Origin of the sequence: Pseudomonas sp. R1-6, assembly GCF_051132115.1 — a bacterium.
GTDB lineage: Bacteria > Pseudomonadota > Gammaproteobacteria > Pseudomonadales > Pseudomonadaceae > Aquipseudomonas.
On record NZ_CP071662.1, the window covers coordinates 3,269,140 to 3,287,993 of the forward strand.

Consider the following 18,854-nt stretch of genomic DNA (forward strand, 5'->3'; position numbering starts at 1 on the left):
GTTGAGGTTCTAAAGACGTGCAACCTAAATTTGAAACCGGCCGACCACATGGCCTATCGATATGTTGGGTAATCAATGCAGCCATACACACCCGCGCACCAGATTATTGTCATAGGCGCTTCCACTGGCGGGCTTCAAGCACTTCGGGAACTCCTAGGCCATTTCCCAAATGATCTCAACGCGTCAGTTTTCATTACCATGCACATCGGGGGAAACGCCAGTTCGTTACCGCATATCCTTGCCAAAGACACCTCTCTAGGGATCGGCTTCGCGGAGCCTCACGAAAAGATCAAAAATGGGCGCATCTACGTCGCGCCGCCTGATCGTCATCTTCTAATTGAAAACGACGTCATCCAGGTTGTTCGAAGCGCCAAGGAAAATCATGCCCGACCGGCAATTGACCCCATGTTTCGCTCCGCAGCCATCAGCCACCGAAACATGGTAATTGGCGTCATTCTCACTGGCGAAATGGATGACGGGATCGTTGGATTGCAAGCGGTGAAGGTGTATGGGGGGTTAGCATTGGTACAGGACCCGGCCACCGCCGAGGCGCCCTCTATGCCGGAGAGCGCACTTCGCCATGTAGAAGTTGATGCCTGCCGATCCGTAGCGGAACTAGGGAAGATAATCGTTCAGACAGTCCAAGAGCGTGCTGCGGTGGGCACAGCACTGTCTATGCATTCTCGCATTGAGCCATTCGCCACCGAGAATGAGCTCACCTTCGATTTGAGCGCGGGAGCCCCAAACGCTGTATCTCAGGTAGGCGCCGCATCAGGAATGTCTTGCCCCGAATGCGGGGGCGCACTATGGGAGATAGGGGCTTCGCCACCGCGGTATCGTTGCCATACCGGTCATAGCTACACCGCTGCAGCGCTGTTCCAATCCCAGAACAAGACAATGGAAGATGCTCTTTGGGTGGCCATACGAGCGCTGCATGAAAAGCAAACGCTGCTGGACCAGCTGGCGGAGCGCAGCAAATGCAACGGGCGCAGCAAGGCGGTGGACGAATACGAGCTTGCGAGAGAGGAGCTTAATTCACACAGCGCCGTTCTACGGGAGCTAATCGCGAACCTACGCTGACTGAATGTCGTCATTGTAGGGAAGCTCCTATCACAAGACATTGATTTGGACGATTAACTGCTGAACGCTGTGGATTAAGCCTGGCAGATAGGTGCACATTAAAATCTGGCTCACGATGCCACGGTATTTTGGAATCAATCGTCGAACGCGAAGTACTATTATCTTAGACCTTTACAGCTCAGTCTCGCTGGCTAAGGCATTTTTATATCCTGCGGACTCATGAAACTGCGCTTGGGATTTGCCAGCTCGCTTAGCTCCATACAACGCTTCATCGGCCTTACCCAATGTGTCAGCGAAGTCGCCCTCGGTCCACAGCGCTCCCCCGATGCTACAGCCTACCCTGATCACCTCGCCTGCTAGCGGGACCGGTTCCGCGAGCTTTGTAATGATGCGTTGAGCTGCGCTCTGCACGTTTGCCAGTGATTCGCCCGCCCTCAACCGCAGCAGCAGCACGAACTCGTCACCGCCGTGGCGTACCGCAATGTCGCCATCGCGCACCGTTGCTAAGAGCCGTAGCCCAACAGCATGAAGCAGGGCATCCCCAACGGCATGTCCAAAACGATCGTTCACTGGTTTGAAACCATCCAGATCCAGGCATAACACGCCAAAAGCAGGACGCTGACCAGGCTCACTTTCTATATTCTTGACGTAGTTTTCCAACGCGGCGCGATTAGGCAAACCTGTCACCGTATCGCGATAGGCTACCCCTTTGATGAGCGCCAATTGCCCCTTCTTTTGCGTCAGGCTTTCAACCAAGTGTCGAATGACCATGCTCAGCTTTTCTACTTCAATACTCCCCTTCACCAGCGGAATGTCTACATCGGCCCCTTCGGAGAGAAGCGTAGCAGCCTCAGCTATTCGGTTTAGCGGTCCAGTGATGACACCAGCCACAAACCATCCAATCACAGCAAAAGCGATGGACAACATGCTCCCCCAAAGCAGTATTTCTGCGCGGAGTCCGTTTGCCTCAGCAAAGGCGACTTCTGCCGGCTGACGCGTTACAACGGTCCAGCCCAAACCAGGGTAACCATCAAGTCCTTTGCTTTCAGCCGATCCCACCACATAGGTTTTTCCATCCTGCCATTTATTCACCGACCATCGGATCTCACTGTTATGAGCTATGCCGGCCTCACTTGGCTTGCCGATCAGGTGCTTGGGGCCGAGCAGGACATTCCCGTCTTTGCTAACGACCAGAAACTCTAAACCCGGAAGGCTATTTTTCAGAGGCTCGAACATGGTTCGGCCTATTTCTGCGGCCCATTGCCAGGAAAGGTGGGTGGCCAGTACGCCGATAAAGCGTCCGGCTTTATCCTGTACCGGCATGCTGATGTCGACAAACTTCATTGCTTCCCCCGAAGGGTTGGGCAAAAGCTTTGCAAGCATTACCGCTTCGTGTACGTCGCCGACAAACGTCTTGTCCTGCCCTTCCATGAAGACTGGCCGATGCGCAATGCTGACGCCCTCAAGCAAACGACCGGTCGAAGCAACGACCGTTCCTTGAGCGTTAGTGAGTCCAATCCATGAATAGCTCGGGAATTGGGCGTTGAGGTGGTTGAGCAGACTTCTTGCTTCACCTACGTTAGCAGGGTTGCGCAGTGCCTCCAGCGCACTCAAGACGCCGAGTTCCTTGGAGCGGCTGTACATGTCACGATCAAGGCGGTCAATCATCGAGGCGGCATATTCAACGAGCTGATGTCCTGTCTGTTCTTTGTGCCGGGAAATGGCGGAGGCGCCAATGACACTACCGAAAATGCAAGTGAGGACTAGCACGGCGAGGGCCACTACAATCGCGAATTTTGCCCGTAAGCTCTTAAAGGGAAGAAGCTGCATGATAGGTAGGCCCAGTAGATTAAACGCCTACGATCCCTGGCATCCTTGCAGGGGTTATCGGCCAGCAGCGCCCTTGCTTTAACTACTACAGTTGGCCTTCTTTGTATGCGTCCTAGATTTAGGAGCGCATCGCCACCATGTTGTGGAGTTCGGCTGTGGCGAAGCTTAAGGTAGCAAGCGTTGGCGAGCGTCACCGATATCGATCGATAATTCCACCCCCATCTATACATACTGGACTACTCAAGCCCCGCCCACCTAAAAGTGAACGCCGGTGCCTCCTGTGCGAATGCCGATCCTAGCGACAATGCAGCTGGTGGGGTAGCGAGCCGAGGCATGGCAGACGAATTGAGCGTACACTCTCGTACCTACCATTCGTCCGCGTAAGGCCAGCTATGACCGCTAATCAGGAAACCCTACAACAAATCGAAGGGGAAATTCTGGTCGTAGAAGACGATTCGACTCTGCGTGCGCTTACAAAGCAAATTGTAGAAGAAATAGGTGCGAAGACAGTAGCATTTGAAACCGCCGATGAAGCATTGGTTTATTTGCTGCAATCAGGACGGCCTTGTACCCTTGTGATTGTTGACTACGGGGTACCAGGCCAAATAAATGGAATGGAGTTTATACGAATGGTCAGAGATAAATGGCCTTCAACAAAAACGATACTCATGTCCGGCTATGAGTTGATGCGTGAAACCGTTCCTTCTCCTACGGTTTATCTGCAAAAACCTTGGTCTATGAAAGACCTAATCAGCTCTATAACCGGTGTACTTTACCCTGATTACCCCGCGACAGAACGGTAGCGCTCCTTTTCAAATTCATTATTTACGGCTCGATTACGTACACCCAGTGCGCCACGGAGAAGTATTGCTAAGGCGATCGACTCCATCAGCTACTTGACCCGCCTGGGTTCGGTACCAGACTGATCCAGCGATACTTGGCATCAGAGCTGGAAGGCGAAGCCACGCTTTCATTTCAACCGGACGGTATGCGGTGCAACATCCGTGCGCCTCTGGCTCGTGATATGGACAAGGGCCTACATCGTCGAAGACGAAGCTCTTGTAGCAGTGTTTATTGAAGACATGGTTACCGAATTGGGGCACGAAGTCGTCGGCATGGCGACGCCGTTGGATGAGGCCCAATCGATAGCGCAGGGTCTGCATTGCTTCACACCAGGCGAACGAGATGTTCAATACCGCCGCTTTTCGAGAAACGTCAGCACCACGCCAATATCGACGCCGTGCCACTCATCCTTATAACCAAACATGTCACTGGGATACGCTATCCGGCGATCGCTTGGTTCACCGACATTAATTCTGGATTAGTTCCTGCCCTACTGTAAGCCTCAGCGCCTGCCTACAAAATCGTCATCACGCCCTACTCGCTGGGCTGAACTTTCTTAGCCCAGCCGAGACTTGTGTTGCGGCCGAATACCCACTGCCTATATTTTGGACAGGATGTACCAAAACCAGCTCTCCTTGAGGCAGCTCTAATGAGTTGAGGCTTCAGCGTGGAAGCTCAGGGACTTACGGAAGTCGGCGACGACGTCGGAGCGCCTACGCAAACGGCGAGAACGCCGGTCGCATCAAGCAAGGTTTGGCCCGTCCAAAAAGCCTTCATGACCGAGCCATTGTTTTGACCTCAAATGGGTCCCTCGCGGATACTATATAACAGGCAAAGCGACGATCAATTTTCACCATGCCGAGCCCTTCCCATGAGTGTTAGTAGCATGACGACTAGCGAACCCTGCCGAAGGTTAATTTTAGGAGTTTAACTACTGCGAACCTATCGGGGTTTACGCCTTGCTGATTTTTTTGAACTTTTAGCCTTGTACCGCTGGTCTAGCTCATTTTCAGAAAAAGAAATTTTTGCTTGCTATAAAACTCCCAAACTATGCACGCGCTAATACCCGCAGTGGTGATTGCGCTTTAGCCCAGACCGAGGAGCAATGAATGTTCTTACATAACAAGCGTCTTCAGTCACCGTTCGTGTTGCCCAGCCGAACCCCGGCTTGGCAAATCTTCTACTTGAGCAATTCGGTGGCGCCAACGGCGAACTTGCAGCGGCGGCGCGTTACTTTACCCAGGCATTAGCGGAAGAAGACCCAGGTCGCAAAGACCTCCTGATGGACATTGCCACCGAAGAGCTTAGCCATCTGGAAATCGTCGGCTCCATCATTGTAATGCTCAACCGAGGCGCGAAAGGCCAGTTAGCAGAAGGCGTACAAGAAGAAGGCGAACTGTATCGTGCCATAAACGGCAATGGTAACGACTCCCACATCACAAGCCTTCTTTATGGTGCGGGCGCTCCATTGGTAAACTCCGCTGACGTCCCTTGGACAGCCGCATACGTCGACTCGATCACTGAACCGACCGCTGACTTTCGCTCTAACATCGCAGCGGAAGCACGCGCAAAAATTCTTTATGAGCGCTTGATCAACGTCACAGATGATCCCGGAGTTAAGGAAGCGCTCGGTTTTTTGATGACACGAGAAATTGCCCACCAGCAATCTTTTGAAAAGGCACTCCATTCCATCCAACCGAATTTCCCACAAGGGAAACTTCCAGGGATACCCGAGTTCACAAATAAATATTTCAATATGTCGGGCGAACCAAACGTGCGCGGCCCTTGGAACGAAGGAGGTGTCTGGGAATATGTGGAAAGCCCTGAGCCGGCTGTTGACGGCGGTGATGGCCTAGCGACCGTGAGTCTCCCTTTAGAAGACCAAGAAGTGTTGGAAGCAATGAAAATCCGCACAGCGTCGGATCCCCTCAGCCAACCTGTCACAGGTGCCGATTTGGGTTCAGGTTACGTTCAGGGCAGAGATGCATAACAAACGTAACAGCGGCCCTTGAGCAGGGTCGCCCCTTCTTTCAGGAGTGATGACATGAAAAACGCAAAACCATCTGCACCAACATATCATCTAGTCCAACGCATCATGGGGGCCGCATGTGCAGGCTTTGAACATGACTGCAGACAGGCGCGTAGAGGAATGAGGGTAAGTATTGCAGTCAATGTTTTCGGCATGGGAACGTTACTTCCTAATGACCTCGCGGATGATGTCATAGATGTGAGCACAACGCAGCCGGGGAAAGATCACGTCTCATTCCTGTCTGATGCGAAGGGATTCACGGGACGTTCGGCTGCGGCATAGACAGCCCCAACCGCCTTCAAAATACTGATTGGTAGGAGGATGAGATGAGAACTCCAAATAACCTCGGTAATCCCTCATCAGAGGGATTATTCCGTCCTTTGTTCCTGGTGGGTTTTGCGATATTTTCAACCGGCACGATGATCATACTAAGCAGTTTGCTGGAGAACATACCCTAATCACACCTAAGCGCTTGGCATCAATTATGCCGAGCGCTCAATGGAAACAGCTTATTGGCATAAGCCCCGATGAGCTTTTAACCAAAATCCATGCAAGACCGTCGATATCGTCCCAAGGCGTTGTGCGATATTTCTGGTGCAGGGTTAAAAGATTCGGGGACGTTCTACGAGGATTGCCCCCTAGAGCTATAGTACATCGTCGGTGGCTTCAGCAAATAGTCGCCAGAGTCTCTCCAGGCGGGCGATCTCGACCTGAAGCTTCTGGAGCACCAGGCAGAACGAGTCGTCCACATGGTTTGATGACGGCGAAGTGTGCTTATCCTGTCTGCCTCCGCCTTCTGAAGTACCGCTGACACTCTTCAGTAGAACCACGAACTGGTCAAAGATGGCTGCGACGCGGACTCTGCTACTACCGGTCATGATTACCATCCAAGTCTCGAGACAATTTCGCGCCTATAAGGGGTATCAATCTGGGGAGGCACACGCTTGATGTAGCTACGCGCGTGGTCGTACGCCTTTCCAGTTAAGCTAGCGAGATACGAAACGGCGTCGTCAACGGAAGGTATAAGACCTTCGACGTTATTAACCTTGGGAGGAAGCGCAGTCCATATCACTGCATCCAACTGTCGAGCCGATGCCCATGCGGCAATCACGCCCACCGATGCGCTACGGATTGCTATGACCCCGACGCCGTCCTGCCTGTCTTCAGGGACCTGCTCTCGAATGCGCAACGCCTCACACGCCTCATTGAGCGATTCAACATCTAACACTGCCCATAGCACTTTACACGAGGACGCGTTCGCGCAAATCACCGTGGAAAGTTCTCCACTATCGCCGACTCGAGCAAACTCAATGGATAGTTCAGGGCCGTCTAGGAATCAATCGCTTGCCAGCGGCAATGTGTCCGGCTTCCAAATTAAAGATCCCCATCCTAAGCATGCGATTAGCATGATTCTCATCCTTGGTGTGCATATGTGTCGCTGGCGCGATGGCGGTAGCCAAGCGAAGACGACTCAAGGTTAAGCTTTGCGCAGCCACTCATTGCGTCCGCAGATCGCCAAACTAGCCCTTGGACTTCCTTGGATCTGCTGCACGCGGAAATGTGCGTTCCTCCTGGATCGTTCCGTCCTCTCTGTGGATCTTTAGCGAAGCTGTTTTACCTCGAAGAAATTGACTGGCTATTGCCGTTATCTCAGCTTTTGTGGATGCAGTTTTGGAGGCGCGCTGTGCCCCCTCTTTGACTAGCTCCCACAGCTTCTCGCTTTTATTGATGTGGTAATTATCCATGAGGTCACCTCGGAATTAGAATATGTGCGGCAAGGTACTGAGTTGACAGCAGGTCGCCATCAAAGTTTGAAATATTGAGCGTCACAAATTCCGACACCTTCTGCCATGGCTCTCCCATGCAGTGGGCTCTAGGCAGAACTCGAACGCTCAAAGAGTACGTGACCAAAATTCGCTGTAGGAGGGAATGAACTATCTCGAGGGCAGCCTACCTTCAGACAAGTAGCGCCAGGGGGCCCAATTCGAATCAAAGCGGAGCCCGCTTCCGAAAAGTGGAGATCGGCTGCGCCAGCAATTAGCCATATGGAATCCATCAGCGTCTCGTGCCGCCTTTCTAAGGCAACATGGACAGCAACAGTCCAGTCAAGCCAAGCCAAGCCAAGCCAAGCCAAGCCAAGCCAATAAAAAGTAGCCAAGTGCATTATGAAGAGGAAGAAAACGATCTAGTTTTCTATCCGATTCCGCCCCTTAGACTTGGCGCCGTAAAGCAAGCGGTCAGCTTTGATTAAAAAATCCCTATGATTTTCCTCTCCTGTATTGCAAGTTGAGACTACACCAGAGCTAATTGTGACTATACCAAACGGGCTCGCTGAGTGCTGAATTCCTGCATTGATCAAGGAGAGTCTGATTTTTTCTGCAATCATGACCGCGCCAGCGAGTTCAGTGTCCGGAAGCAAAACTACAAACTCTTCCCCGCCGTAGCGAGCAGCGATATCACCTGGCCGGTTAACATTGGCCGCGATAAGGTTTGCGACCTGAACAAGGCAGTCATCACCGCTTAGATGACCGTAACAGTCATTATATTGTTTAAACAAATCTATATCCAAAAGAATTAACGAAACGCTTGCTTGATTTCGCGCAGCACGCTTCCACTCTTTATTTATAGCTCCATCGAAACTCCTCCTATTGGCCAAGGCAGTAAGACCATCTGTCAGGGCTATTACCTCTAACTCTTTTCTGACCACCTTCAGTTCGCGTTCTGCAACAAGCAGCTGTTGAATCTGTCGATATAGCCAGCCGCCTAAGAATGCTAGTGCCAATATGATGGAACCTACCAGCGCGACCGATTGATAGACATATGACCACCACGGAGCAAATACATGTTCGTATGATACGCCAGCCGCCGCGACAATGGGCAGCCCCGATAGGCGGCGATAGGCGTAAATACGCTCGATACCATCTACAATGGATTTGATTATTGCAGTACCGCTATCACTCTGCGGTAAGTACCGGCTAAAAATCTCACCTTTGGAGAGATTGGTCGTCATCAATGCCGCGACTGTCGGGCGTCGGGCGAGTAGTTCACCGTTATCGAGCGCTAGAAAAATAACCCCTTCGTCGTCAACGTCCATACGTTTGAAAAAGCTTTGAAAATATGAAACCGGAACCGTGGCTAACGCGACGCCTGCGAAGGCTCCATCAACTGTTTCAATACGTCGACTGATAGGGATTACCATGTCCCCTGTCGTTCGACTTTCAACTATGGAGCCAACGTGAATGGACTGGTCATCGTGTTCACGATGATAAATGAAGTACGCTCTGTCGCTGTTGTTTTTGGTTTGCAAGCCTTCGGAAAACGAGTTGGCCATCCAACTGCCCTGTGCATCGAAGATGAAAAGCCCCTGAATGCCTTCAATATCATTCACCTGCCGGGCCATCAGCTTCGCCAACCGCTTCTGTTGATCGGGGCCGATCCCATCGTGCGCTACACGCTCAGAAAGATCTCGTAAGGTATTGTCAGCCTGCAGCATCGTGTCACGGGCCTGCTGTTCAGCGGCAAGGACAATGTTCGAAACAGCTATTTTAGCCGCATCGACTCGCTCACCGGACGACTGCACCATCTGCCAGGCGGTTGCGAGGATCAGCGAAAAACAAACTAGGAGAATGAAACCTATCAGCGAAAGGGACAACGCTTTAGGCGTCAGCCTTGCTGAGATCGGTAAGAAGAGCGTCATTTGTGCGTCGTCAAATTGGCGGTGGGTTTGGCGGAGCAATTTTCGTACCGATCAGCGGGAGCACAACGTCAAAGCAATCACGCGCGAACCAAGGACGTTCCGGCATACCTAATCGCGACTTAGGATGCGATTAGGGCTCGGGCATTGCTACGCGAGCTAGTATCGTCATGCCCGATGAAGGTAGGCTCCAGCATGAGATCATGTACAGACTGTACACGTCTTTTGATGGCGGCCGTTATTAGGCTGGCAGGCTACACTCGATGGTGGGGAATCAGCAGGACAATTTCTTGACCGCTACATCCTCATGAGAAAGAGTACCTATCCCCCGAGCAGGAGAGAAAATGATGTCAGACGATATCGTCCAGTACAGAGACATCGTCGTCATCGGCGGGTCAGAGGGAAGTATTGAGCCATTGAAAGAAATTCTCGCGGGTTTGCCACCGAAATTTCCCGCCGCAATTTTGATCGTTTTGCATACTCACTCTTCAAGCCTGAAGATGATGGCCGCCATTCTTCAGCGATCCTCATCTATGCCGATAGCTTATGGCGCGAATGGCGACGCTATTCTGCCTAGCCGTATATATCTGGCTCCGCCAGACAAACACCTTGAGGTTTCGGCACCTGGCTTGGTTTTTTTAAGTGACGGACCGAAAGTGAATTTTTGTAGGCCAGCAGTTGACCGTCTCTTTCAGACCGCCGCTGAAGTCTTCGGCCCCCGAGTGATCAGTGTGATCCTATCCGGCAACGGGGCTGACGGAGCAGACGGAGCGATTGCGGTTGGGGCGGTGGGGGGTTTGAACCTCGTTCAAGATCCGAGCGATGCTGACGTAGCGAGTATGCCTGTTGAAGCCATCGTTAAGGATCACCCGGACGTCTTAGTCAAAGCGAAAGCATTTGGCAACCGTTCTGATTCACGCAGTTAGGCGTTCTTCGGGCCGGTCAGCCCTGGATAAGGCGTCTGCCACTGCGCGCCCAATCTAAGATTCCCAATTCATTTGAATTTTTCCCAGCCTGATGACTCCGTTAGATATGAGCAAATGGAGCCACTCATGGACAACAACCTGTTCGTCATCGCCTACAAACTTCACGGCGAACCAAAATCCTTCATCATCCGCAGCAAAACGATGCGAAACGTAGAGGCCTGGCACTGGGCAAGCTGCGATGTCGGCGTTGCCCCCATCCCCAAGCCAGGCCGTCCGCCAATGAAGATGGTCTCAAAGCCTCAAGCTGAGAAGTACGGCGTCACTGATGTCACATGGCGAGCGAGCGGAGCTCAGTAGCTCCAGGCTTCAATCCTGGCGCTATCTGGAACATCAACCCATTTGGCGGTCAGCTATGTCTAAACTAGGCAGACGCCTAGTTTGTTAAGCATTGTGGGAGCTTGCCTCATCATGCTGAACGCGTTCCTGTTTCTGTTAACTAGCAGATGCGCTCCGAATCGCAGGTCTGGCGACGGAATGCACCGCTATCCCCTGGCCGTTCTAAATCAACAGAGGCAATGATGTCACCCTTCGATCTACAGCGAATGTTGATAGATGAGTTCCCATTGCAATTCTTGTTAGAGGTTGGCTTCAGAGCTACCTTTGCCTTTCTCGCTGTTTTTCTATTCTTAAAATCAAGTGGTAGGCGGGGCATAAGGCAGCTATCACTCTTTGAGCTAGTCGTCATTCTGACCTTGGGCTCCGCTGCCGGGGACGTGTCCTTCTACCATGACGTCCCGCTGTTGCCGGTAGCAGTGGTTTTTCTAACGCTCCTGCTTCTTTATCGCACTACCGTACTGATCATGACGAAGAGCAAAAAATTTGAAGCGTGGATTGATGGCTTGCCTGTGACTGTCATCATCGAAGGCCAATACGAGCTCAAATCGTTAGAAAAGCTGAACATTTCATCGAGCGAGCTGCTGATGGAGTTGCGGCAACAAGGCGTTGAACACCTAGGCCAGGTGAGGCTGGGGCTAATGGAGACTGACGGCGATATCAGCCTTTATTTTTACGATCATGAGGACCTACGTCCTGGGTTATCCGTTCTGCCTGTGGAACATCGCCCGGAGTTCAAAATAGCATCTATTTCCGCGCTCTATTGCTGCGTGAATTGCGGTTTCGCGAAGCATCTCCAGGAAGAGCAAGGCGGCCATTGCTCCCGATGCGACCATGACATATGGTCTACCGCGTTAAGCAGTCCAAGATGTAGGTGATGGTATTGAGATCAATACCACCCTCACCACTTCCACTTGGGATAGGTGTACGGCGAAAAAAAATCAAGGAGCGCCAGTCAAACCAGCGCCTGAAACTGATTCAGGCGGCTCGCGGAAAAATCGAGAACTGAAAGAGCCCGCAGCGCTCCTTTGTATTCAACACCTAGTCACTTGGTCAGCCAAGACTCAACGGTGTCTGAGCCGTGTTCAGCCTTCCACTCTTTCAAGCCTTTGTGATTGCCACCTTTCGTTTCAATGATCTCGCCTGTGTGCGGGTTTTTATAGGACTTCACCTGGCGAACTTTCCGCGTGCCAGATTTTAGAGTCGCCGCTGCAGCGCGACGTCCCCCTTGTGGATCAAGCAGATTGATCACGTCCTTCAGACTGTAGCTGTATTTTTCTAGCAAATCGCGGAGCTTCGTTTCAAATTCAATTTCTTTCTTAAGTCCAGCATCGCCTTTGAGGGCTTCAAGTGCTTGGAGCTGTTCAGCGAGGTGCTTCTCGAGCTGGCGAAATTCTGCGAGTTTGGACATGGTAGGTCTCGTTTTGATGGTTACCTTAGAGTGTATTGCAGATCTAGAGCTCGCGCTCGGCTTGTAGAGCAGGTATAAAAAATCATGTCTCGGCAACCGTTTTGGCTGAGTCATAACTCAAAACAATTGGTTTACCATGCCTTTGACGCATCCAAAACACACTAGCGCTTCCCTGTCCGAATTCCAGTGCATCGCGCTCCACTAATGCGCTCAGTCACGCCCATTCATCATGCGCACGAAGCTTGCAACCCATCACCTAACGGCGCACGACTGGATAGCCATCCCCAGGCCAGGTATCGCTTGAGGCAGCACAGGTCACAAAGCTTCTCTCCACCGTCGGCGCCTGAACTCATGTCAAGTTTGAGACTTGCCAGAACCACCAACGCAAACGAAAAATAGCCTCATTCAACGCGTTCTGTTTACAGCGTGTCCGAGCGGCCAGCCAACCAGCTTTTCAAGTGGCTCTCGTAGCGGCTTCTCCCCTGCAAAAATTGCGCTGTATCTTTCCACGATGGGAGTGCAATTTTGAACGTGAATGTGATTGAAATGGTCGCGCATGCGCTCGACGTCAAACTTCCTGCCTAGGTGACTTTTTACGAAGCGGCGGCTGATTTTGTAATGACCACAAGCGACGCAGATGATGTCGTCCCAATCACCGTATAGGCCTGTTCGATACGCATCGCCCCAACAGATCCAGCAGCCACACTTCATTACTACCCTCCCGTTGCCTAGATAGATTTTTTGGAAACGGATTGGGTTCCTTCGGGAAGCATGCACGCAGCACCATTCGTCGCCTAACCCAGGTGCTTAACGGCGCAGGGCCCTGGGAGAGCGCTACAAGCTAAAGGATCATAGGAAACCCTACCTCGCCTGATAGGGTCGATGAGAATAGAGGGCGATACGCCCCAGCCCAGCGAAGGGCAAACTTGCGTGTACGGAGTATAGAATGTCCAGCGAACCTTTCGACTTGCCAGTCGGGGCGGTACGCCCTGCCCAGAAAATACTCAAAGAGATCGAGACTGCCGGATCGATGATCCTAGCGGTGAAAAACGGCGCAAAAGCATGGGTTTGTGATTGGCCTAAGGTGTGCTGGAGCTATCACAGAGGAACAAGCCGATGTGATTCTGAGTCGGTTTGACCACGCAACAGAGAGCAGGCTCAGAGAGTTGACGCTTTACAATAAATAAAATTCTTCCTGAAGATTAAGAACCGTAGCGGCCACTCAAGCTTGAACCATTGGCTGTCCTACCCTTACGCTGGGGCCAACACCGTATGATGCATCCTGCGGAGGATTCAGCCGCTCGTCCGACCTAGCTACCGTATCCGTGATCTATTGTTTGGAGTGGAAAGCCTCGTTAGGAGTGACGATGTTCGAAGGTTTCCAGCTAAAAATGATTGACTTGCCTGAGGCGACATTACGCGTTCGCTATGGTGGCTCGGGCCCGCCGTTATTGTTACTTCATGGGCACCCGCGTACGCACACGACTTGGCATAGGGTTGCACCGCTGCTCGCCAGTTCTTTTACGGTGGTCTGTCCCGATTTGAGAGGGTTCGGCAAGTCCAGCCGGCCTGCGACCCCCAATGACTACGAAGCTCATGCGTTGCCCTCATGGATAGCCTTGGGTTCGATAAGTTTTACCTAGCGGGTCATGATCGAGGTAGCTACGCTGCTTTCCGCTCAGCGTTAGACCACCCGTCACGCGTGCTAAAACTGGCAATCCAAGACGGTGTGCCTATCTTGGAGGCTCTTGAGCGATGTGACGCGCGGTTCGCATCCAAATGGTGGCACTGGTTTTTCTATGCTCAGCCCGACAAGCCAGAGAGGGCAATCCTCGCGGATCCAAAGGGTTGGTATGGGGGTTGCTCAGAAACTATGGGACGGGAAAATTACGAGGATTTTCAGGCTGCGATTCACGATCATGAAACTGTTATTGGAATGCTCGGTGACTATCGCGCGGGTATCGAGCTGGACTACCTGCATGATCGGGAAGACCGTGAGGCTGGTCGAAAACTTCAATGTCCGCTCCATGTTATTTGGTCGTTAAGGGATGACCTAGAGGACCTGTACGGCGATGTAGTTGCAGTTTGGGAGCCATGGGCAGAACTGAAAGTCACCGGAGAAGGTATCGACTGCGGTCACCACATTGCTGAAGAAGCTCCGGTCGAGTTGGCTCGTGCACTGAAGGAATTTTTCACCGAGCGATGACCATCGCGACGCCGTTAATGACCGCTTCGGTCTGGAAACAGCTCCGCGTGAATGTCGCATTTGGCCGATCGCTGTCTTTAGACCCTGCAATACTCGCTAGCCCGCACTGACCTTTGGTTTCTGTCCCTTACGCTGCTACGCTTTCGACTCCTTGATTGGAGTCGAGATGATGCCCACCGAATACCCTTTCTGATGTTCTTGAGCGGCTTTACCCAAATCAGCTCGCCTTGGAGGCCGCAGTGATGGAACTGACCTTGAAGGTAGAAGACCAAGGTGCAACGGAGATTGGTGCTAACGTCCGAGGTGCACTTCACACCATCGGAGAGAACGCCGGACACATCAAGCAGGGCTTGGCTAAGCTGAGAACCCAGGGTCACTGATTTAACGGCCCATGCGATGGCGAGCTTGGCGGTTATCCTGCGCAGCATAAAGGCTGGACTCGCCGAAGCGTCAGAACTCCCGCGCGCTGCGCGGTGACATCGTGAAGATACGGGCGCTCTCAACCTCTCGTTATGAAAAGGTGGCACACCTTGAAAATCCTGCCCGAAGCTACCTTATGCTTGGGCTTGGCCGCTCGAATAACCTTGTGCTGACCATCGGCCATTGTTTCAACGAGCATGCCATTCCTGATTTCCATCACACTGAGTCCGGCCGCCAGCATATTGATATAAGCGGCATGAATTGCGCCCTTCGCCATGGTTGGGATTTTTTCTTCCAGCCGGCTCACAAGTTCATCATTCAACGGTTGGCTGGCAATCATAACGAGCTCCGTGTCCAAGGCCAGCGCGGAACCAGCCATCGTGTTAATTCTGCGCTCTGGGACAAGCACCGTTCGTTCATGGGGAGTAAGCGAATGGCAAAGACACCCTAGGTTAGGTGGTAATGCCCAATTTTCTTGTTGATCCAGCAATCATAGGACACGCCACAATGTTTCACGAGTTGTGGCGTCCAAGGTCAGCCATTGACGATCCATAACCTGTCTCAAGCCCTCAGCTATGTGTTCACTGGGCATCGTACGGAAGCCATGTTTGCGGAACCAAGGGCCATTCCAAGGAGGCTCATGAAAAGTTGTTAAGGTCACTGCTTGAACCCCACTGCTTTCAGCATGCTCTATAACTGCCGTGAGAAGCTTTGCTCCAATCCCACTCCCTGAAGCATCCGGGTCGACGGAAATATTGTCTAAATATAAAAGCCCGTCCAGTGGTCGCATTGCCGCAAAGCCCATTATTTTCTGGCTTTTGCTATCGAGCGCCACTACGACCCGACAGGCTTCAAATCTCGCTGGGGGCAGTGCGGGTGTTTCAGCAATATGGGCGAGATTTGGAATGGCCTTGTAACGCAGACGTGCTTGAGCCGAGATACGGCATAAATCTGCAACATCATCTATGCCACTAAGCCGGAGTTGGTAGCTATGCATGCTTTCTTCTCTCATTAAGATCGCTGGACGAGTATTCCGCTTACCTCACATGACTCAGCCAGATACCCACTGATGCGGCAGCAGTAGCTCAATCTCGCTCGCCTGTTGCGTCGGCAGGCGCGTCAGCACATCTTTGAGATACGCATACGGATCATGCCCATTCATGCGCGCAGATTGGATCAAGCTCATGATCGCCGCCGCCCGTTTGCCGCTGCGTAGCGATCCCGCAAACAACCAGTTCGAACGCCCAAGTGCCCACGGCCGGATCTGATTCTCGACCGGATTATTGTCGATTGGCACAGCTCCGTCATCAAGGTAGCGCGTCAGCGCTACCCAGCGTTTAAGGCTGTAATCCAAGGTTTGGGCCGTCGCTGATCCGTTGGGCACAAGATCGCGCTGGGTCAACATCCACTCGTGCAGTGCTTTCGCCAATGGTGCTGCTTTTTCTTGTCGTATTCGCCAGCGATCCTCATCACTCATGTCTCGCGCTTGGCGTTCAACTTCGTACAAGCCGCCAATCGAGTGCAGCGCCTGTTCAGCCAGCTGGCTTTTATTTGCCACGTGCAGATCGAAAAACTTGCGACGGGCGTGAGCCATGCAGCCGACTTCGGTCATGCCTTTTTCGAAGCCAGCTTTGTAGCCAGCAAAGTCATCGCACATCAGCTTGCCGTTCCACGAGCCGAGGAAGTTACGCGCATGCTCACCGGCGCGGCTCGGACTGAAGTCATAGACCACAGCCTTGAGCGCCGAAAACGGTGTGGTGCAGTAAGCCCAGACATAAGCGCGGTGCGTTTTCTTCTGTCCGGGCGCAAGCATCTGCACCGGCGTCTCATCGGCGTGGACAACTTGCTGCGCCAGAACAGCTTCTCGCAAGGCATCAACCAGCGGCTGAAGCTGTACACCGGTTTGCCCAACCCATTGAGCCAGTGTGGAGCGCGGTATCGCTAAACCGGCGCGCCCGAAGACTTTCTCCTGCCTATACAGTGGCAAATGATCAGCGAACTTCGCCACCATCACATGAGCCAGTAGACCTGAAGTCGGAATGCCCTTGTCGATCACTTGGGCCGGTACCGGCGCCTGGATAAGTGTTTCGCACTGACGGCAGGCCCATTTTCCACGTACATGTTGCTCGACGGTGAACACGCCTGGCGTGTAATCCAGCTTCTCGCTGACGTCCTCGCCGATGCGCTGAAGCTTGCAACCGCAAGTGCACTGAGTGTTTTCTGGTTCGTGATGAATGACGGTGCGTGGAAACTGCGGCGGCAGCGGTGCACGCTTTGGTTTTTGGCGCACCTCTTCTGGAGCCGGAGCCGGCTGGAGTGCCGTCAGCTCAGCGTCGATAGCCTCAAGATCAGTGTTAAGTAGATCGTCGAGCAAGCTGCCTTGCTCAGGGCTGATCTGCTCGCTGCGCTTGGCAAACCTGTGCCGCTTGAGGATCGCGATCTCGTGAGTCAGCTGTTCGATGATGGTTTGATCGCGATGGATCTTCCTGCCCATGGTGTCGACCTTCGACATCAACTGCGCGCCCTCGCGGCGCAGTTGCTGCCGCAAGTCGAGACCATGGGCAAGAAGATCAACCGCGACCAAACGGTTATCGAGAAGCTGACCCACGAAATCGCACAGCTCAAGCGTTTCAAGTTTGCCAAGCGCAGCGAGCAGCTGAATCCAGAGCAGGCCAGCCTGCTCGATGACCTGATCGATACCGATATCGCCGCGATTGAAGCTGAGCTTCAAGCCTTGCAGGCGGCTCCAACGCAGCCTGAGAAAAAGCAAAAGCCTAAACGCGCGGCATTGCCGGCAGAGTTTCCGCGCACGTTGATCCATCACGAACCAGACAACACTCACTGCTCATGTGGCTGCGCGCTCAAGCGCATTGGTGAGGACATCAGCGAGAAGCTGGACTACACGCCTGGCGTATTTACCGTCGAGCGCCATGTCCGTGGCAAATGGGTCTGTGATGACTGCGAAACGCTGATCCAGGCACCCGTCCCCGCGCAGATCATCGATAAAGGCATCCCCACTGCCGGGCTGCTGGCTCAAGTGATGGTTGCCAAATACGGTGATCATTTGCCGCTGTATCGCCAGGAAAAGATCTTCGGTCGGGCTGGCTTTGCCATCCCGCGCTCGACCTTGGCCCAGTGGGTCGGCGCCTGCGGTGTGCAGTTGCAACCGCTGGTCGATGCCCTACGCGAAGTGGTGCTCACCCACGGCGTGGTGCACGCCGATGAAACACCGGTACAGGTGCTCATGCCTGGCGCGAAGAAAACCCATCGTGGCTACGTCTGGGCCTACGCGACCACCGCATCAGTCGATATCAGCGCAGTGGTGTACGACTTCAGCCCAAGCCGCTCGGGCGAGCATGCGCGCCACTTCCTGCAAGACTGGAAAGGCAAACTGGTGTGCGACGATTTTGGTGGCTACAAGGCCAGTTTCGCATTGGGGGTCACCGAAATCGGTTGCATGGCCCATGCTCGGCGCAAGTTCTTCGACCTGCACGCCACGAACAAAAGCACGCTCGCCGAGCAGGCACTGCGCTTTATCCAGTTACTGTACGAAATCGAAAGTGAGATCCGCGACCTGAAGCCAGATTTACGGCGACGAATACGACAAGAAAAAGCCGTCCCCGTGATGGATATGCTGCACGCCTGGATGATCGCCCAGCGCGAGCTTGTGCACGATGGCGTGGCCATTGCCAAGGCCCTGGATTACAGCCTGAAACGCTGGACGGCATTGTCGCGTTATCTGGATGACGGCGCGGTGCCTATTGATAACAACCACATCGAGCAACAGATCCGGCCATGGGCTCTTGGACGCAAGAATTGGCTCTTCGCAGGATCGCTGCGCAGCGGCAAACGCGCGTCGGCGCTGATGAGCCTGATCCAGTCGGCCAAACTCAACGGGCATGACCCATATGCTTACCTGAAAGACGTCCTAACCCGGCTACCGACGCAGCGTGCAAGTGAGATCGCCGAGTTGTTGCCGCATAACTGGATGCCGTTGCGCGACTATAATGGCCGGTAGATTA

The 18,854-nt window shown here is 53.0% G+C and carries 13 protein-coding genes and 3 pseudogenes; 9 read left to right on the forward strand and 7 right to left on the reverse strand.

All coding sequences use genetic code 11. The features are described from left to right. Positions 1–75 precede the first annotated feature (75 nt). On the forward strand, positions 76–1,080 hold the full coding sequence (locus tag J3P81_RS14635) for a chemotaxis protein CheB (RefSeq protein ID WP_434559415.1): 1,005 nt from the start codon (positions 76–78) through the stop codon (positions 1,078–1,080). A 171-nt stretch (positions 1,081–1,251) separates the two neighbouring features. Here the strand turns inward: J3P81_RS14635 and J3P81_RS14640 are convergent, their stop codons facing one another. Then, complete coding sequence (locus J3P81_RS14640; protein ID WP_434559417.1) at positions 1,252–2,910, reverse strand: sensor domain-containing diguanylate cyclase; 1,659 nt, start codon at positions 2,908–2,910, stop codon at positions 1,252–1,254. Between the two features lie 392 nt (positions 2,911–3,302). On the opposite strand from J3P81_RS14640, the gene J3P81_RS14645 reads away from it, so the two are divergent. After that, a complete protein-coding gene (locus J3P81_RS14645) occupies positions 3,303–3,713 on the forward strand; it encodes a response regulator (RefSeq protein ID WP_434559419.1) in 411 nt (136 codons plus the stop codon). Between the two features lie 1,149 nt (positions 3,714–4,862). Continuing rightward, a pseudogene (locus tag J3P81_RS14650) lies at positions 4,863–5,743 on the forward strand (manganese catalase family protein). 1,559 nt (positions 5,744–7,302) lie between these two features. Here J3P81_RS14650 and J3P81_RS14655 read toward each other — a convergent pair. Together J3P81_RS14655 and J3P81_RS14660 are read right to left on the reverse strand one after the other, a co-directional pair. Continuing rightward, a complete protein-coding gene (locus J3P81_RS14655) occupies positions 7,303–7,527 on the reverse strand; it encodes a DUF2188 domain-containing protein (protein ID WP_434559421.1) in 225 nt (74 codons plus the stop codon). Between the two features lie 440 nt (positions 7,528–7,967). Then, positions 7,968–9,479, reverse strand: a complete 1,512-nt coding sequence (locus J3P81_RS14660; protein WP_434559423.1) for a diguanylate cyclase — start codon at positions 9,477–9,479, stop codon at positions 7,968–7,970. A 341-nt stretch (positions 9,480–9,820) separates the two neighbouring features. On the opposite strand from J3P81_RS14660, the gene J3P81_RS14665 reads away from it, so the two are divergent. The 3 genes from J3P81_RS14665 (at position 9,821) to J3P81_RS14675 (ending at position 11,673) form a co-directional block, all read left to right on the forward strand. Further along, positions 9,821–10,402: a chemotaxis protein CheB gene (locus J3P81_RS14665; RefSeq protein WP_434559425.1), complete on the forward strand. Its 582-nt coding sequence runs from the start codon at positions 9,821–9,823 to the stop codon at positions 10,400–10,402. 126 nt (positions 10,403–10,528) lie between these two features. Further along, complete coding sequence (locus J3P81_RS14670; protein ID WP_434559427.1) at positions 10,529–10,759, forward strand: DUF6555 family protein; 231 nt, start codon at positions 10,529–10,531, stop codon at positions 10,757–10,759. Positions 10,760–10,980: 221 nt separating this feature from the next. Beyond that, the gene (locus J3P81_RS14675) at positions 10,981–11,673 is read left to right on the forward strand and encodes a DUF421 domain-containing protein (RefSeq protein ID WP_434559429.1); all 693 of its coding nucleotides are present in this window, start codon (positions 10,981–10,983) and stop codon (positions 11,671–11,673) included. A 167-nt stretch (positions 11,674–11,840) separates the two neighbouring features. Here the strand turns inward: J3P81_RS14675 and J3P81_RS14680 are convergent, their stop codons facing one another. Then, positions 11,841–12,206: a histone-like nucleoid-structuring protein, MvaT/MvaU family gene (locus J3P81_RS14680; RefSeq protein ID WP_434559431.1), complete on the reverse strand. Its 366-nt coding sequence runs from the start codon at positions 12,204–12,206 to the stop codon at positions 11,841–11,843. A 1,391-nt stretch (positions 12,207–13,597) separates the two neighbouring features. Between J3P81_RS14680 and J3P81_RS14685 the strand changes: the two are divergent. Further along, positions 13,598–14,412, forward strand: a pseudogene (locus tag J3P81_RS14685) (alpha/beta fold hydrolase). Between the two features lie 182 nt (positions 14,413–14,594). Next, positions 14,595–14,792 (forward strand): annotated as a pseudogene (locus J3P81_RS14690) (hypothetical protein); the annotation flags it as partial. 119 nt (positions 14,793–14,911) lie between these two features. Here J3P81_RS14690 and J3P81_RS14695 read toward each other — a convergent pair. The 3 genes from J3P81_RS14695 to tnpC (J3P81_RS14705) form a co-directional block, all read right to left on the reverse strand. Then, entirely contained in the window at positions 14,912–15,172 is a 261-nt protein-coding gene (locus tag J3P81_RS14695; RefSeq protein WP_434559433.1) for a hypothetical protein, read from the reverse strand. A 150-nt stretch (positions 15,173–15,322) separates the two neighbouring features. Further along, positions 15,323–15,829, reverse strand: coding sequence for a GNAT family N-acetyltransferase (locus tag J3P81_RS14700; protein WP_434559435.1), 507 nt, complete (start codon positions 15,827–15,829; stop codon positions 15,323–15,325). 54 nt (positions 15,830–15,883) lie between these two features. Continuing rightward, positions 15,884–17,380 carry an IS66 family transposase gene (tnpC, locus tag J3P81_RS14705; protein WP_434559437.1) on the reverse strand — a complete coding sequence of 499 codons (1,497 nt, stop codon included), beginning with the start codon at positions 17,378–17,380 and terminating at the stop codon, positions 15,884–15,886. On the opposite strand from tnpC (J3P81_RS14705), the gene tnpC (J3P81_RS14710) reads away from it, so the two are divergent. Further along, the gene (gene tnpC / locus J3P81_RS14710; protein WP_434559439.1) at positions 17,309–18,850 is read left to right on the forward strand and encodes an IS66 family transposase; all 1,542 of its coding nucleotides are present in this window, start codon (positions 17,309–17,311) and stop codon (positions 18,848–18,850) included. The two genes, tnpC (J3P81_RS14705) and tnpC (J3P81_RS14710), sit on opposite strands and share 72 nt — an antisense overlap. Positions 18,851–18,854 lie beyond the last annotated feature (4 nt).